Raw genomic sequence first — 15,108 nt, forward strand, 5'->3', positions numbered from 1 at the left:
TGCTTGCGTCGTGTCGCCGCCATTGTCGCGAGCAGACTCTACAACTGAGGCGGCGCTATTTTGCGCATCGTCTCGTCGCACGACTGCGGCAGCGCATGGCGCTGCCGCAACAGGCGATTACTGCAATTCCAGCATCACGATGGCCTTGGCTGGCAGCGTCACCTGCAGCGTGTCCCCGTGCACGTTGGCGCCAGCGAAGGCGGCGGGCTGTACCGCTTGCGGTTGCGCGAAACTGTTGAGCGACGTCATCGCCGGTGCGCTCAGAATACGGCCGCCGACGTGGTGTGTCTGCACGCCTTCAAGTCGGATCGCCACATCGGCACTGTGGTTGGGATCCAGATTGGTCAGCGCCACGTAGACGTGTCCGTTCTTGGCGCGCACCGCTGAACCATGCACCGCTGGCACCGTGTAGCTGCCGTGCTTGTAGTCGGGCGTCTGCAAATGCAGCGGCAATGCGGTCGCATCCTGGTATGGCTTGTACATCGCAAACACATGGTAGGTGGGCGTCAGCAGCATCTTGTCGCCATCGGTCAGGATCATCGCCTGCAGCACGTTGATCATCTGCGCGATATTGGCCATGCGCACGCGGTCGGCATGGGCGACGAAGATGTCCAGATTGAGCGAGGCCACCAGTGCGTCGCGCAGCGTGTTCTGCTGCCGCAGGAAGCCTGGATTCACGTCTGGCAGGCCCTTGTACCAGGTGCCCCATTCGTCGACCACCAGCGCGATCTTTTTGTCCGGGTCGTACTTGTCCATGATCGCGCTGTGTTTGGCGATCAGTTCGTCCATCGTCAGCGTGCGCGACAGCGTCTCGATCCATGCCGTCTCGTCGAAGGTGGTGGACGAGGCGCGCGGCGGCCAGCCGCCGGGGATGGTGTAGTAGTGCATGCTCAGGCCGTCCATGTATTTGCTGGCCTCGCGCATCATCACTTCGGTCCAGTGGTAGTCGTTGTCGCTCGGACCTGGCGCGATCTTGAGGATTTTCTGGTCGGCCGGCGACTTGACGAAGGTCTGGTAGCGACGGAACACGTCCGCTGCGTACTCGGCGCGCATGTTGCCGCCGCAGCCCCACAGCTCGTTGCCGACGCCGAAGAATGGCAACTTCCACGGCGTATCGCGGCCATTGTGGCGGCGCAATTCGGCCAAGGTCGAGTGCGTCGGTGCGGTCATGTATTCCACCCACTGCGCCATTTCGGCCGGCGCCGCATCGCCGACGTTACCGGCCACGTAGGCCTGGGTGCCGAGCAGTTCGGTGAAGTCCATGAATTCGTGCGTGCCAAAGCTGTTGGGTTCTTCGACGCCGCCCCAATGGGTGTTGACGCTGGTCGGGCGCTGCTTGCGCGGGCCGATGCCGTCGCGCCAGTGGTATTCGTCGGCAAAGCAGCCGCCAGGCCAGCGGATGGTGGGGACGTCCAGTGCCTTCAGCGCGGTCAGCACGTCGTTGCGATAGCCGTGGGTATTGGGAATCTTCGATTCCGGTCCGACCCACACCCCGCCATAGATGCCGTTGCCCAAGTGTTCGGCGAACTGGCCGAACAGGTTGCGCGAGACGGTCGCGCCTGGATGGTCTGCGGCCAGCGTGCCATGCACTTGGACCGCGCCGGCCTGTGCCAGTCCGGTGCTCAGCGTCAGTGCCGCCAGGGCGGCCAGTGACAAGCGGGGCCGCCAATGCGTGGCGAGGTGGTGCAGCGAACGGATCGAGTGCATCGGAATCTCCTTATGCTGGCCAGCGCGGTATCGCGCGGGGGAAGGGTGGCGCGTAGACAGCGGACAGCGGCGTGCGCCAGCGTGTTGCCGACGCCATACCCATCGCGCAGCGCACACGTTTGAACCCCGCGCGTTGCAAGCACGCCACGCGCTGGCGTCACCGGTGCAGCGTGCTGCGTTGCATTCGCGTTCGCCTTACCGTGCGATGGGCGGTGCCGCTGTCCACGGCGGATCGAGCATAGAGGACCGTATGAGGCGGCGACCAATGCTTTAAATCGGTTCGCGTATAACTAGATTGCAATGCTGCGCTGCGGTGTGTCGCCGTCAGTGCTGTTGCGCGTCGCTGCGATGCTGTGTGGCGATGGCCGCCACGTGCCCGCCCTGGGTATGCTGCACGCCACGCTGGCGCGTGTGCCGGCGAACCTGGAGTCTGCATGTCATCGATTTTCGGCCATCTTCCCGACGGCACCGCCATTCATCGCCTGGTCCTGGACAGTGGGCAAGGCCTGCGTGCCGAACTGCTGACCTACGGCGGTCTGCTGCGCAGCTTGCGCCTGGACACCGCACGCGGCCCCGTCGAACTGGTGCTGGGGCTGCCGACCTTGCAGGCGTATCTGCACGATCCAGCGTATCTGGGCGTGCTGGTGGGGCGTTTCGGCAATCGCATTGCCGGTTCGGCGTTCACGCTCGATGGCCAGCGTTACACGCTTGCTGCCAACGAGGGGGCGAACCATTTGCACGGCGGCGCACTGGGTTTCGGGCGACGGGTGTGGACGGTCGTGGCGCAGTCCACGAGCGAACTACAACTGCGTTACGACTCGCCAGCCGGGGAGGAAGGTTATCCCGGGACGGTGCGGGTGGAAGCGGGGGTGCGTGTGCACGAGCATTGTCTGGAGTTGGAGTTCGTTGCGCAGACCGATGCGCCCACGCCGCTCAACCTCACCCATCATCCGTATTTCAACCTGGCTGGCGATCCCGCCGTGGCCGCAGCGGCGCAGTGGCTGCGCGTACCTACCGAGGGCTACTTGCCTGTGTGCGATGCGGGCATGCTGCCGCGTGGCGAGATCGCTGGCGTTGCCGGCACGCCGTTCGATTTCCGCACGGCGCATGCCATTGCCGACAAGGAGATCGCCGCCGATCCGCAACTGCGTCTGAGCGGCGGTTACGACCATTGCCTGGTGCTGGCGCAGGCGCGCGACTACACCGCACTGCTGTACTCGCCGCACAGTGGCGTGGCGATGCGTCTGGACAGTCCGATGCCGGCGCTGCAACTGTACGAAGGACAGGGGCTGGACCAGCAGCATCCTCACCTGGGACGCGGTATTTGTCTGGAACCACAGGGCTATCCGGATGCACCGAACCAGCCTGGGTTCCCCGACACGATTCTGCGCCCTGGGCAGACCTATCGGCATCGCATCCGATATCACTTTGCCGAGGTCGGTGCTGGTGCCGACTGGGCGGCGGTGGAGGCGGCACTGGTCGAGTGAGGCCGCGCGTCCGCGCGGTGAGCAGCCATTGCGACGACGATCTAGTGCGGTTGCCGTCGCAGTGCATGCCGTCCCTGCTGATTTGCACGGTGTCGGTGTCGCGGCTTGCGCGCGCGCACCAACACGCCTGCATTGCCGCGCTTGTTCGGCGGCGCGCAACGCTTACTGCACGTGGCCCAGCAGCACTTCGATCACGAACTTGCTGCCGAAGAACGACAGCAGCAGCAATAGCATCGCCACCAAGGTCCAATGCACCGCCTTGACTCCGCGCCAGCCGTAGCGCCAGCGACCGAACAGCAGTGCGCCGAACACGATCCACGACAACACGCTGAGCACGGTCTTTTGCACGAGCCGTTGCGCCAGGAAATCCTGCACGAACAGCACCCCGGTCAACAGGGTCAGGCTGAGCAGGATGAAGCCGACCACGATCGTGCGGAACAACAGGGTTTCCAGTGCGGTCAGCGGCGGCAGCGCGCGCAACCAAGGATGGAAGTCGCGACGCCGCAGCGCGCGTTCCTGCAGCCACAGCATCGCCGCCAGCAGTGCGGCGATGCCCAGCGTGGCGTAGGCCAGCAACGCCAGCCAGGCGTGCAGTTGCAGTCGCCAATCCAGCAGTGGCGCTGGCGCGTGCCCATAGCCGTGGTAGGCCAGTAACAAGGATGCCGATAGAGGAAAGACCACCACGCCGAGCGCCGCCATGCGCCCACTGGCGCCGACCAGTGTGGTCATCAACGCCATGCCCAGGCTCACCAGTGACAGTGCGGCGAAGAAGTGCATGTCCGGGCCACCGGCGGTATGCAGTGCTACCTGCACGTGGTACGCGGCATGCAGAACCACCGCCGGCAATGCCGGCCACAGCCATGCGCGGCTGCGCTCCACCCGGTCGCGCACGACTGTAGCGACGAGCAGGCCGGTCGCGGTCAGGTAGGAGAGTGTGGCAACGAAGAGGAGAAGCATCGCCTCAGTTTCGCATATCGCGCCGCCCCTGGTGATAGCGGTGGCCGCCGCGCCACGGGAGTCGCCGGTGCACAGGGCTATAATCGGCAGCCGTTTCCCGTTCGCGACCCGCCCGCATGTTCGAATCTCTTACCCAGCGTCTCTCCGGCACCATGCAGCGCCTGCGCGGGCGTGGCCGCCTGACCGAGGAGAACATCCGCGAAGCCACGCGCGAAGTGCGCATTGCCCTGCTCGAGGCCGACGTTGCGCTGCCGGTGGTGCAGGCGCTGATCGAGCGCATCAAGGTGCGCGCGGTCGGTCAGGAAGTGCTCAAGAGCCTGACTCCGGGCCAGGCGCTGATCAAAGTGGTGCGTGACGAGTTGACCGCGGTGATGGGGTCGGCCGCCAGCGACCTCAACCTCAACGTGCCGGCACCAGCCATCGTGTTGATGGCGGGCTTGCAGGGTGCGGGTAAGACCACCACGGTCGGCAAGCTGGCCAAGCATTTGAAGGAAAAGCGCAAGAAGAAAGTGATGGTGGTCAGCGCCGACGTGTATCGGCCTGCCGCGATCGAACAGCTCAAGACCCTGGCCGAGCAGGTCGGCGTGTTGTTCTTCCCGTCCGAATCCTCGCAGCAGCCGGTGGATATCGTGCGTGCCGCCATCGCCGATGCGCGCAAGTCCTTCGTTGACGTGCTGCTGGTCGATACCGCCGGCCGTCTGGCGATTGACGAAGCCATGATGGCCGAAATCAAGGCGCTGCATGCCGCGATCACCCCGGCCGAAACCCTGTTCGTGGTGGATGCCATGACCGGCCAGGACGCAGCCAACACCGCCAAGGCATTCAGCGAAGCGTTGCCGCTCACGGGTGTGGTGTTGACCAAAACCGATGGCGATGCGCGCGGCGGTGCCGCACTGAGCGTGCGTTACATCACCGGCAGGCCGATCAAGTTCATCGGCGTCGGCGAAAAACCCGATGGGCTGGATGTGTTCCATCCCGACCGTCTGGCCAGCCGCATCCTGGACATGGGCGACGTGCTGTCGCTGGTCGAGCAGGTCGAGCAGCAGGTCGACAAGGACAAGGCACAGAAGCTGGCGGAGAAAGTCGCCAAGGGCAAGAAGTTCGACCTCAACGACATGCGCGACCAGCTTGAGCAGATGCAGAACATGGGCGGTTTGTCGGGGCTGATGGACAAGTTGCCGGGCATGGGGCAGATCCCCGAGCATCTCAAGCAGCAAGTGGCCGGTAACAAGGAAGTGCCGCGCATGATCGCCATCATCGGCTCGATGACCAAGAAGGAGCGGCGTAATCCGACCTTGCTCAACGGTTCGCGCCGCGCGCGTATCGCTCGTGGTTCCGGTACCCAGCCGGCCGACGTCAACAAGTTGATGAAGCAGTTCCAGCAGATGGAAAAGATGATGGGCAAGCTCGCTGGCGGCGGCATGAAGGGGCTGATGCGTGGGATGAAGGGCATGATGGGCGGTATGGGGGGCGGCATGCCGTTCCGCTGAGTGCCGATTACGGCACGGCCCGTGTGTCCTTGTCGGTGCTTGCTGCCTGTGCGTGATCTTGCCGCTGTAGTCGAGGTGAGGCGGGGCGATGCGGTTGTGATTGCGCGATGGGTGCGCTCTGCCGCCGTTACCATGCGCGTTGTGTTGGTCGCTGGAGGCGCATGATGAGGGACTTGTCGCGGGTCGATGCCTTTCGGCAGCGGTTCGGGTTGGGTCTGCCGGTGCTGCTCAGCCCGATGGCAGGCGCCTGTCCGGTCCCACTATCGGCAGCAGTCGCTGCGGCCGGTGGTATGGGCGCAATGGGCGCGGTGTTGTCCTCGCCGCAGGACATCCTCGCGTGGATGCGGGCTTTTCGTGCTGTCGGTGGCGGAGCGGTCCAGATCAATCTCTGGGTGCCCGATCCGCCGCCGTTGCGCGATGCGACCGCCGAGGCCGAGATGTGTGCTTTTCTGAGCGCCTGGGGGGTGTCGGTGGAGCCTGGCGCTGGCGACGCGGCGCCAATTGACTTCGCTGCGCAATGCGCCGCCGTGTTGGAGGCGCGCCCGCTGGTGGCCTCCTCGATCATGGGACTCTTCCCGCCCGATTTTGTCGCGCAATTGAAGCAGGCCGGCATCGCCTGGTTTGCCTGTGCCACCACGTTGGAGGAAGCGCTGGCTGCGCAGGAGGCGGGTGCCGATGCGGTGGTCGCGCAGGGGGCGGAGGCTGGTGGCCATCGCGGTGCGTTTGATGCGGCCAGCGCCGAGCGGCAATTGACAGGATTGTTCGCGCTGTTGCCACGTCTGGTCGATTGCCTGCAGGTGCCGGTGATCGCCGCTGGCGGCATCGGTGACGGTCGCGGCATCGCCGCCGCATTGGCTCTGGGGGCCAGTGCGGTGCAGATCGGCACGGCCTTGTTACGCACGCCAGAAGCGGCATTGGCCCCGGCCTGGGCCAATGCCTTGGCTCAGGCCGAACCCGAACATGGAGTGCTGACGCGCGCCTTCTCTGGCCGCCTGGGTCGCGCGCTGAGCAATGAGTATGTCCGCGCCGCCGCTGCACCTGGGGCGCCAGAGCCACGGCCATACCCTGTGCAGCGCGGTTTGACCGCGCCGATGCGTCAAGCCGCGCAGCAGGCCGATTATCTGCCGACGATGCAGGCATGGGCTGGACAATCGGCATGGATGGCCCAGGCGCAGCCAGCGGCGGACCTGGTGGCGCAGTGGTGGGCGCAAGCGCAGGCCTTGCGATGAGCGCGCGAATCTTTCATGCCGGGCGGCTTGCGGATGCGGACGTGTTGGCAGCGGCGGCGCTGGTCAACTATGGTCACTTCACGACGCTGCAGGTGCGCGACGGTGCAGTGCGCGGTCTGGATCTGCATCTGCGGCGGTTAGATGATGCCAGTCGATTGCTATTGGGCAGTGCGTTGCCGGCCGAGCGCGTGCGTGACGAACTGCGCGCGGCGCTGATCGAGTTCGGGCATGCCGATGCCTCGTTGCGCGCCACCGTGTTCTCGCCGAGTTTTACCTTGCGTCGTGCCGATGCGGTGTGCGCGCCGGAGTTGCTGGTTTCGCTGGATGTGCCAGCGGTGGCGGACCTCGCGCCATTGCGCCTGCGCAGCAGCGTGTTCGCGCGCGAATTGCCGCAGGTCAAGCATGTCGGCACCTTCGCTGCCTTTCACCAGCGCCGTCTGGCGATGCAGGCCGGATGTGACGATGCGTTGTTCATCGATGCGAATGGAGCAGTGGCCGAGGGCACGACCTGGAACCTGGGCGCGTGGGATGGACACTCTGTGCATTGGCCGCAGGCACCTGCTTTGCGTGGCACCCAGGAGCGTTTGTTGCAGGCCGGCTTGGATGCGTTGGGCGTGGCGCAGCAGGTGCGGCCGTTGCAATTGCACGAATTGGATGCGGGCATGGCCGCATTTGTCTGTAATGCCCGTGGTCAGCAGGCCATCGCCACGGTGGATGGCCGCGCGTTGCGGCCTGCCGGGGAAGTGCTGGAACTGCTGGAGGCCGCATTGCGCACCCAGCCATGGCAGACGATCTGAACGGTTGCGGCGACTTGGCACAGGGCGCCGGGGTAGCTATCATTGGCAGTTCACCGCGCCATCCTGGCGACTGGGCAATACCGGAATTCAACCATGGTCAAGATCCGCCTTACCCGTGGCGGCGCCAAGAAGCGCCCCTTCTACCACATCATCGTCACCGACGTGCGCAGCGCGCGCGACGGCCGTAACATCGAACGCCTGGGCTACTACAACCCGGTTGCGCAGGGTGCCGAGCCGCGCGTGGTGCTGGATCTGGCACGGGTCGACCATTGGGTGTCCAATGGCGCGCAACTGACCGACAAGGTGCGCAACCTGTACAAGGACGCCAGCAAGGCCCAGGCCACCGCGGCCTGATCCTGCGGGCCGCGCCATCTGCGCGCGGCCCTTGCGTTTGCTCCGATGAAAGACAGCCAGCGCCTTATTCTGCTTGGTCGGTTTCTTGGCGCTTTCGGCATTCGTGGCGAGGCCAAGCTCGAGTCGTGGACCGAGCCGCGCCTGGCCATTTTTCGTTATCAGCCTTGGATCGTGCGCAAACCCGACGGCAGCGAGGACACTCTGACCGGCGTGCGTGGTCGCGCTTCCGGTAAGTCCCTGATCGCCAGCCTGCCCGAGGTGAACGATCGCGATGCGGTCGAAGCTTTGCGTGGCACCGAGATCTATGTAGCGCGTAGTAGCTTGCCGCCGCCGCGTGCGGATGAATATTACTGGGTGGATCTGGAGGGCCTGGACGTGCGCACCATCGACGGTGTGGCGTTGGGGCAGGTGTCGCACCTGTTCTCCACCGGCGCCAACGATGTGCTGGTGGTGCGCGGCGAGCGCGAGCGGCTGGTGCCGTTCGTACAGCCGGATTACATCAAGTCGGTGGATTTCCAGGCCAATTTGATCGTGGTCGATTGGGATCCCGAGTTCTGAGTCCGGCAGGGGCTTGCACGGACGCGGCACTTGCCTAGGCTCTGCCAGTTCCGAATTCCGAGTCCCGAGTTCACCATGCGCATCGACGTCATCAGCCTGTTCCCCGAGTTCGTCGCCCAGTGTGCGGCGTTCGGCGTGGTTGGCCGTGCCCAGGAGCGTGCGCTGTTGGATCTGCATGGCTGGAATCCACGCGACTACGCCAGCGGCGGCTACCGCAAGGTGGACGACCGTCCCTTCGGCGGCGGTCCCGGCATGGTGATGATGATCGAGCCGCTGCGGGCCTGCTTGCAGGCGGTCCGCGCAGTCGATGCACAACCAGCGCCGCTGATCTACCTCACTCCGCAGGGGCGGCCGCTGACCCAGGCCAAGGTGCGCGAGCTGGCCGCGCTGCCGCGCTTGCTGCTGCTGTGCGGACGCTACGAGGGAGTGGATGAGCGGTTCGTCGCCGCTGCGGTGGACGAGGAAATCTCGATCGGCGATTACGTGTTGTCCGGCGGCGAGTTGGCGGCGGCGGTGCTGGTGGATGCGGTGACCCGCTTGCAGGAGGGTGCGCTGAACGATGCCGAATCCGCCGCCCAGGACAGTTTCGAAGGGTCCGATGGCCTGCTCGACTGTCCGCACTACACCCACCCGCGCACGCACGCACTGGGCGAGGTGCCGGCCGTGCTGCGCTCCGGCAACCATGCCGAGATTGCGCGTTGGCGGCGCATGCAGGCGCTGGGGCGGACCTGGCAGCGGCGTCCGGAATTGCTGGACGAGGCCATGTTGAGCGCGGCCGACCGGCGTTTGCTGCAGGAATTTCGCCAGAGCCTGGACGTTCCGCCGCCAATCGCGCCAGAGAATCCCTCCAAGCCCTAGCCATGGCCGTTGTGCTGGGTTAAAATGCCCGGCTTTCCGGCCAGTACGTTCCGTATTGGACCCGATCCGATATCGCGCAATCGCCGTGCGGCGACTGCCGGACCACCTCACCAGACACAAGCGGTGCCCATCATGAGCAAGCTCAACAAGACCATCCTGGCCGACTTCGAAGCCGCCCAGATCCAGCGCAAGCTGCCGGAGTTCAACCAGGGCGACACCGTCGTCGTCAACGTCAAGGTGAAGGAAGGCAACCGCGAGCGCGTGCAGGCCTACGAAGGCGTCGTGATCGGCACCAAGAATGCTGGCCTGAACTCCTCCTTCACCGTGCGCAAGATTTCGCACGGCTACGGCGTCGAGCGCGTGTTCCAGACCCATAGCGCCACCATCGAGTCGGTTGAAGTGAAGCGTCGCGGTAAGGTCCGCGCCGGTAAGCTGTACTACCTGCGTGGTCTGGAAGGCAAGGCCGCCCGCATCAAGGAAGACTTGGCCGCCGCTGCGCAGGCCAAGGTCGCGCGTCAGGCCGCTGCGGCCGCCGCCAAGGCCGAGTAACGTTCACGGCGGCCTTCGTTGGTCGCCTGCTGTAACGGCCGCCTTCGGGCGGCCGTTTGCGTTTGTGCGGTTTCCGCTGCGGTGATGTGGCGCAGGGTGGGGCTTGGCAGTGATCGCGGCTTTTTTGCATCGAACACGAGTTTCGCCCAGCAGCGGTTGTGGTATCTGCATCGGTCACCAGGGTTGCGCTCAATCGCTGTAGCCGGCCGATTGCATGCCTGCGTTGTGTCACTCATTGCTCTCAGCGCGTCGGGTCCGGCGTGGTGGTGCCGACGACGACTGTCGCTGTCACCTGTGTTGCGACGTTGGTGGGGTGTGCTGCAGTGTCCAGACTCGGTTGCGCCAGCATCCGCGCCTTGCGCCAGTTGCCCCAGCGGTAATAGGCCAATGACAACAGCATCGCGCAGATGGAACTGATCGGGAAGCTCCACCACACCGCCTCCACACCAAGGTGTGGCTGCAGCAATTGTGCGAATGGCACACGGATGCCCCATAGCGCCAGCGCCAGGATCAGCAAAGGCGGGATCACCGCGCCGGTAGAACGAACCACGCCGGAAATCACGAAGGTCACACCGAAAAACAGGAACGACCACAGTGTGATGTGGTTGAGATGGCGGGCGATTTCCAGTGCCGCGCTGTGGGGTGGCAGGAACAGCGCGAGCGTCCAGCGGTCGAGTAGGATCAGCGGCGCGATCAGGGCGCCTGTCATCAGGAAATTGAACAGCAAGCCTTTGCGTGCGATTGCCGCGACCCGGTCCCAGCGCTGTGCGCCGACGTTCTGCGCGGCCATCGACGAGCAGGCGACGCCGATCGCCATCGCCGGCATCTGCAGGTAGGACCACAACTGCAAGGCCGCGCCGTAAGCGGCCGAGGTGTCGGTGCCATAGGTGTTGACCAGCGAGATCAGCACGATCATCGCCAGCGAGATCAGCGTCATCTGCAGGCCCATCGGCAGCCCCTTGACGACCAGCGCGCGCAGGATCGGTAGATCCACCCGGAACAGATGCAGGTCATGGCGACCAAGCCATAGTACGTGGCGCTTGTGGCGCAGGTATAGCAGCAGTCCAATGAGTGCGACGCCTTGTGCGATGAGCGTGGCCCAGGCCGCGCCTGCGATTCCCAGGCGCGGGAACGGTCCCAGCCCGAACAGCAGCAACGGATTCAAACCGATGTCCAGCGCCACCGACAGCATCAGGAAACGAAACGGCGTGCGCGCATCGCCAGTGCCGCGCAGCGCGGCGGCAACAAATCCGAACGTGTACAGCAGTGGCATCGCGAGAAAGAACACTTGCAGATAGGCTTCGGCCAGCGGCAGCGACGCTGCTGAAGTCCCCATTGCCGCTAACAGGTGTCGCGCCAGCCACCAGCCGCTGGCGGCGATCAGTACCGAGATGCCGATGAAGAAGCTTGTGCTGGTGCCCATGATGCGACGCGCCTGGGCCATGTCGTTGCGGCCAATCGCCTGGCCGATCAGGATCGTGGCGGCGATGCCGATGCCGAACACCGAGCCGAGGACGAAAAAAATAATGCTGTTGGCGTTGGCCGCGGCGGTCAGTGCCGTCTCGCCGAGATAGTGGCCGACCCAGATCGCATTGATCGAGCTGTTGAGCGATTGCGCGATGTTGCCGGCCAGAATCGGTAGCGAAAACAGCAGCAACTGTCGGCCGATGGGGCCTTCGATAAGTGCGCTTGGCTTTTGCATCGCGCATGCCTGCGAGAATGGTCAGTCTTGCAGACTAGCACTCGCTAGCCCACCTCGGACGATGACGGATGCGCTGCGTTCGCCAACGTCCTAGACTGTTTGCATCGTTGCCTAGGCCCGTTATCCGGCATGCGGATGTGGGGCAAGGCGCGTGGTACCAAACAAAAAGCAGGAGTGTGCAATGCGGCAGTTGCCTCGTCATGTGCAGTGGATGGGAGCAAGCGCGTTAGGGGTTGCGCTGCTATCAGGATTGAGCGGTTGCGCCGACAGGGCGGGTTGGAGCGATACCAGCATGCGGCCGGATCGTCCGGAGTGCCTGGTCGGCGAGGTGCCCAGCGCGATTCCGGCCCGCGCTGATGGGCTGGTGGCGAATCAGCGTCAGCAGCGCTGCCATCCTGAGCAGGTGCAGCAAGTGAGCAGCGCGCGGTCGGGCGAACCGCCCATGCGGGCGGATTTCCGTGGACACGAATGAATGAGCTGATCGCGCAAGCGGCGGCGGTTCGGCTGGATGTCTGGCTGTGGGCCGCCCGCTTCTTCAAGACCCGCAGCCTGGCCAAGCAGGCGGTGGAGACCGGCAAGGTGGAGGTCGCCGGGCAGCGGCCGAAATCCTCGCGCGCGGTACGCGTGGGCGAGTGCATGCGTGTGCAACGAGGCGACGAACTGTTCGAGCTGCAGGTGCTGGGACTCAGCGACACCCGTGGCCCGGCCAGCGTGGCGCAGGCCCTTTACCAGGAAAGTGAGCAGTCGCGTGAACGGCGCGCACAGGTACGCGCGCAACAGCGTGCCGAACGCAATGGTTACCAGGCACCGGAGAGCAAGCCGGACAAGCGTGCGCGGCGGCTGATCCGCGCGCTGGGCGATCTCGACGCGCTGTAGGTGTGATGCCGTGCGTGGCGATTGGGCTTTGCGCTATTGCCGCAGGCTCAGGCGCCGTAGCCGGCGCCCGAGCCGTCATCTCATGCGGGAAGATCGAAGCGGTCTAGCTGCATCACCTTGGTCCAGGCGGCGACGAAGTCGCGCGCGAACTTTTCTTGCGCATCGGCGCTGGCATAGACCTCGGCGACTGCGCGCAGTATCGCGTTGGAACCGAACACCAGATCGACCCGTGTGCCGGTCCATTTCAGATGGTCGGTGCTGCGATCACGGCCTTCGTAGAGGTCCTGCATCTGCGAGGTCGCTTTCCACTGGGTGCGCATATCCAGCAGGTTGACGAAGAAGTCGTTGCTGAGCACGCCAGGACGGTCGGTGAAAACGCCATGTGTGGATTGCCCGCTATTGGCGCCGAGCACGCGCAGGCCACCGACCAGCACGGTCATTTCCGGCGCGGTGAGGGTCAGTGACAGTGCCTTGTCGATCAGCATGGCCTCGGCCAACACCGTGTAGCCGGGTTTGGCGTAGTTGCGGAAACCATCGGCGTTCGGTTCCATGACGGCGAAGGATTCCACTTCGGTCTGTGCCTGCGAGGCGTCCATGCGTCCTGGAACGAACGGTACGCTCAGCGTCTGTCCGGCCTGCTTGGCGGCCTGTTCGATTGCTGCGCTACCGCCGAGCACGATCAGGTCGGCCAGCGAGATTTTCTTGCCGTTGCTCTGGGCGCCGTTGAATTGCGCCTGGATGCGCTTGAGCGTGGCCTCCACCTGTGCCAGTTGCGTAGGCTGGTTGACCTCCCAGTCCTTTTGCGGTGCCAGGAACAGACGAGCGCCATTGGCGCCGCCGCGCATGTCCGAACTGCGGAAGGTGGAGGCTGCGGCCCATGCTGTGGAAACCAACTGGGCGATGCTCAGGCCGGCGTTGAGCAGGGTCTGCTTCAATGCGGCGATGTCCTGTGCGTCGACCAGCGGGTGATTCACGGCGGGGATTGGATCTTGCCAGATCAGTTCTTCGGCCGGAATTTCCGGGCCCAGATAGCGCGTGCGTGGCCCCATGTCGCGATGGGTCAGTTTGAACCAGGCACGGGCGAAGGCGTCGGCCAATTGCTCCGGATGCGCCAGGAAGCGCCGCGAAATCGCCTCGTAGGCCGGGTCGGCGCGCAGCGCCAGGTCGGTGGTGAGCATGGTCGGCAGATGCTTCTTGGACGGATCGTATGCGTCCGGAATCACCGCTTCGGCGTTCTTGGCCACCCATTGGTGCGCACCAGCCGGGCTCTTGCTCAGTTCCCACTCGTATTTGAACAGCAGTTCCAAGAAGTCGTGGCTCCACTGCGTCGGCGTGGTGGTCCAGGTCACTTCCAGGCCGCTGGTGATGGTGTCGGGGCCTTTGCCGCTGCGGAACGAGTTGAACCACCCCAGGCCCTGCATTTCCAGCCCGGCGGCTTCTGGTTCGGGGCCGAGGTGATCGGCCGAGGCGGCACCGTGGGTCTTGCCGAACGTGTGGCCACCGACGATCAGCGCGACGGTTTCCTCGTCGTCCATCGCCATCTCTGCGAACGTGATGCGGATATCCTTGGCCGACAACAGCGGATCCGGATTGCCATCGGGACCTTCCGGGTTGGCGTAGATCAGCCCCATCTGCACTGCGGCCAGTGGGCATTCCAGATCACGGGTATGTTCCTGCTTGCCGTGTGCGTAGCGCTCTTCGCTGCCCAGCCATGTCGTTTCGCGGCCCCAGTGCACGTCCTGGTCCGGCTCCCAGGTGTCTGCACGACCACCAGCGAAGCCGAAGGTCTTGAAGCCCATCGACTCCAGCGCCACGTTGCCTGTGAGGATCAGCAGGTCGCCCCAGGAGATTGCCTGTCCATATTTTTGCTTGATCGGCCACAGCAGGCGCCGCGCCTTGTCCAGGTTGACGTTGTCCGGCCAACTGTTGAGCGGCGCGAAGCGTTGTTGCCCACGACCGGCGCCGCCGCGACCATCGCCCACGCGATAGGTACCCGCGCTATGCCAGGCCATGCGGATGAACAACGGACCATAGTGGCCGAAGTCGGCTGGCCACCACTCTTGCGAATCGGTCATCAGCTTGCGCAGATCCTCCTTCAGCGCTTTGAAGTCCAGCCCGTTGAACGCCTTGGCGTAGTCGAAGTGCGCGCCCAGCGGATTGGAGCGGTCGGAATGTTGGTTGAGCAGATCCACGCGCAGTTGCTTGGGCCACCAGTCACGGTTGCTGGTCCCGGTGCCGTTCGTGGCGTGGTTGAAGGGGCACTTCGCTTCGGTCGTCATGAGCAATTACCTCTGTGCGTAAGCATGTGGGGAGCGATGGGTCGCCGCAGTGGCGGGGATGGAAAAACACGGGTCGTGTGCGAGGGTGGCAAGGACGGGTCAGTGGCAAGGTGTTCGTTTGCTGGCTGTGCGGCAAAGAGTGAGCGCGTGCGGTGATGCTGTGGTGGACAAGCGCATCTGGCGAACACCATGTGGCGGGGGTGCGTAGACGATAGAACGAAATGTCTATTGGTGTAATTTGAATAAAATTACTGAATCGATAGTT

The 15,108-nt window shown here is 64.5% G+C and carries 14 protein-coding genes; 10 read left to right on the forward strand and 4 right to left on the reverse strand.

Annotation, left to right across the window (positions count from 1 at the left end):
• Positions 1-117: 117 nt before the first annotated feature.
• Positions 118-1,707: an alpha-L-arabinofuranosidase C-terminal domain-containing protein gene (locus XALGPE39_RS04325; RefSeq protein WP_082061825.1), complete on the reverse strand. Its 1,590-nt coding sequence runs from the start codon at positions 1,705-1,707 to the stop codon at positions 118-120.
• 434 nt (positions 1,708-2,141) lie between these two features.
• On the opposite strand from XALGPE39_RS04325, the gene XALGPE39_RS04330 reads away from it, so the two are divergent.
• Positions 2,142-3,194: an aldose epimerase family protein gene (locus XALGPE39_RS04330; protein ID WP_045727135.1), complete on the forward strand. Its 1,053-nt coding sequence runs from the start codon at positions 2,142-2,144 to the stop codon at positions 3,192-3,194.
• 162 nt (positions 3,195-3,356) lie between these two features.
• Here the strand turns inward: XALGPE39_RS04330 and ccsA are convergent, their stop codons facing one another.
• Positions 3,357-4,151 carry a cytochrome c biogenesis protein CcsA gene (gene ccsA, locus XALGPE39_RS04335; RefSeq protein WP_045727136.1) on the reverse strand — a complete coding sequence of 265 codons (795 nt, stop codon included), beginning with the start codon at positions 4,149-4,151 and terminating at the stop codon, positions 3,357-3,359.
• A gap of 116 nt (positions 4,152-4,267) precedes the next feature.
• Between ccsA and ffh the strand changes: the two genes are divergently transcribed.
• From ffh to rplS, 7 genes are all read left to right on the forward strand, one after another.
• The gene (gene ffh / locus XALGPE39_RS04340) at positions 4,268-5,641 is read left to right on the forward strand and encodes a signal recognition particle protein (RefSeq protein ID WP_045727137.1); all 1,374 of its coding nucleotides are present in this window, start codon (positions 4,268-4,270) and stop codon (positions 5,639-5,641) included.
• A gap of 164 nt (positions 5,642-5,805) precedes the next feature.
• A complete protein-coding gene (locus XALGPE39_RS04345; RefSeq protein WP_045728957.1) occupies positions 5,806-6,870 on the forward strand; it encodes a nitronate monooxygenase in 1,065 nt (354 codons plus the stop codon).
• Positions 6,867-7,667 carry an aminotransferase class IV family protein gene (locus XALGPE39_RS04350; RefSeq protein WP_045727138.1) on the forward strand — a complete coding sequence of 267 codons (801 nt, stop codon included), beginning with the start codon at positions 6,867-6,869 and terminating at the stop codon, positions 7,665-7,667. The genes XALGPE39_RS04345 and XALGPE39_RS04350 overlap by 4 nt, the downstream gene beginning before the upstream one ends.
• A gap of 93 nt (positions 7,668-7,760) precedes the next feature.
• Complete coding sequence (gene rpsP, locus XALGPE39_RS04355; RefSeq protein WP_045727139.1) at positions 7,761-8,021, forward strand: 30S ribosomal protein S16; 261 nt, start codon at positions 7,761-7,763, stop codon at positions 8,019-8,021.
• Positions 8,022-8,066: 45 nt separating this feature from the next.
• Entirely contained in the window at positions 8,067-8,579 is a 513-nt protein-coding gene (rimM, locus tag XALGPE39_RS04360; protein ID WP_045727140.1) for a ribosome maturation factor RimM, read from the forward strand.
• A 75-nt stretch (positions 8,580-8,654) separates the two neighbouring features.
• Positions 8,655-9,437, forward strand: coding sequence for a tRNA (guanosine(37)-N1)-methyltransferase TrmD (gene trmD, locus XALGPE39_RS04365; RefSeq protein WP_045727141.1), 783 nt, complete (start codon positions 8,655-8,657; stop codon positions 9,435-9,437).
• A gap of 132 nt (positions 9,438-9,569) precedes the next feature.
• Positions 9,570-9,986 (forward strand): 50S ribosomal protein L19, encoded by a 417-nt coding sequence (rplS, locus tag XALGPE39_RS04370; protein ID WP_045727142.1) that lies wholly within the window; start codon positions 9,570-9,572, stop codon positions 9,984-9,986.
• Between the two features lie 241 nt (positions 9,987-10,227).
• On the opposite strand, the gene XALGPE39_RS04375 is transcribed toward rplS, so the two are convergent.
• On the reverse strand, positions 10,228-11,688 hold the full coding sequence (locus tag XALGPE39_RS04375) for an MATE family efflux transporter (RefSeq protein ID WP_045727143.1): 1,461 nt from the start codon (positions 11,686-11,688) through the stop codon (positions 10,228-10,230).
• 181 nt (positions 11,689-11,869) lie between these two features.
• On the opposite strand from XALGPE39_RS04375, the gene XALGPE39_RS15105 reads away from it, so the two are divergent.
• Together XALGPE39_RS15105 and XALGPE39_RS04385 are read left to right on the forward strand one after the other, a co-directional pair.
• Positions 11,870-12,160 carry a hypothetical protein gene (locus tag XALGPE39_RS15105; RefSeq protein ID WP_045727144.1) on the forward strand — a complete coding sequence of 97 codons (291 nt, stop codon included), beginning with the start codon at positions 11,870-11,872 and terminating at the stop codon, positions 12,158-12,160.
• A complete protein-coding gene (locus XALGPE39_RS04385; RefSeq protein ID WP_045727145.1) occupies positions 12,157-12,564 on the forward strand; it encodes an RNA-binding S4 domain-containing protein in 408 nt (135 codons plus the stop codon). Before XALGPE39_RS15105 ends, XALGPE39_RS04385 begins: the two co-directional genes overlap by 4 nt.
• A gap of 80 nt (positions 12,565-12,644) precedes the next feature.
• On the opposite strand, the gene katG is transcribed toward XALGPE39_RS04385, so the two are convergent.
• Entirely contained in the window at positions 12,645-14,843 is a 2,199-nt protein-coding gene (katG, locus tag XALGPE39_RS04390; protein ID WP_045727146.1) for a catalase/peroxidase HPI, read from the reverse strand.
• Between the last annotated feature and the right edge of the window lie 265 nt (positions 14,844-15,108).

It is taken from the genome of Xanthomonas sp. GPE 39 (assembly GCF_000963005.1).
Classification (GTDB): Bacteria; Pseudomonadota; Gammaproteobacteria; order Xanthomonadales; family Xanthomonadaceae; genus Xanthomonas_A.

Excerpts from the sequence above, each read along its gene's own strand:
- ffh (WP_045727137.1), top strand. The coding sequence starts at position 4,268 with ATGTTCGAATCTCTTACCCAGCGTCTCTCCGGCACCATGCAGCGCCTG.
- rimM (WP_045727140.1), top strand. The coding sequence starts at position 8,067 with ATGAAAGACAGCCAGCGCCTTATTCTGCTTGGTCGGTTTCTTGGCGCT.
- rplS (WP_045727142.1), top strand. The coding sequence starts at position 9,570 with ATGAGCAAGCTCAACAAGACCATCCTGGCCGACTTCGAAGCCGCCCAG.
- XALGPE39_RS04350 (WP_045727138.1), top strand. The coding sequence starts at position 6,867 with ATGAGCGCGCGAATCTTTCATGCCGGGCGGCTTGCGGATGCGGACGTG.
- XALGPE39_RS04375 (WP_045727143.1), bottom strand. The coding sequence starts at position 11,688 with ATGCAAAAGCCAAGCGCACTTATCGAAGGCCCCATCGGCCGACAGTTG.
- rpsP (WP_045727139.1), top strand. The coding sequence starts at position 7,761 with ATGGTCAAGATCCGCCTTACCCGTGGCGGCGCCAAGAAGCGCCCCTTC.
- XALGPE39_RS04385 (WP_045727145.1), top strand. The coding sequence starts at position 12,157 with ATGAATGAGCTGATCGCGCAAGCGGCGGCGGTTCGGCTGGATGTCTGG.
- XALGPE39_RS04325 (WP_082061825.1), bottom strand. The coding sequence starts at position 1,707 with ATGCACTCGATCCGTTCGCTGCACCACCTCGCCACGCATTGGCGGCCC.
- katG (WP_045727146.1), bottom strand. The coding sequence starts at position 14,843 with ATGACGACCGAAGCGAAGTGCCCCTTCAACCACGCCACGAACGGCACC.
- ccsA (WP_045727136.1), bottom strand. The coding sequence starts at position 4,151 with ATGCTTCTCCTCTTCGTTGCCACACTCTCCTACCTGACCGCGACCGGC.
- XALGPE39_RS04345 (WP_045728957.1), top strand. The coding sequence starts at position 5,806 with ATGAGGGACTTGTCGCGGGTCGATGCCTTTCGGCAGCGGTTCGGGTTG.
- trmD (WP_045727141.1), top strand. The coding sequence starts at position 8,655 with ATGCGCATCGACGTCATCAGCCTGTTCCCCGAGTTCGTCGCCCAGTGT.
- XALGPE39_RS04330 (WP_045727135.1), top strand. The coding sequence starts at position 2,142 with ATGTCATCGATTTTCGGCCATCTTCCCGACGGCACCGCCATTCATCGC.
- XALGPE39_RS15105 (WP_045727144.1), top strand. The coding sequence starts at position 11,870 with ATGCGGCAGTTGCCTCGTCATGTGCAGTGGATGGGAGCAAGCGCGTTA.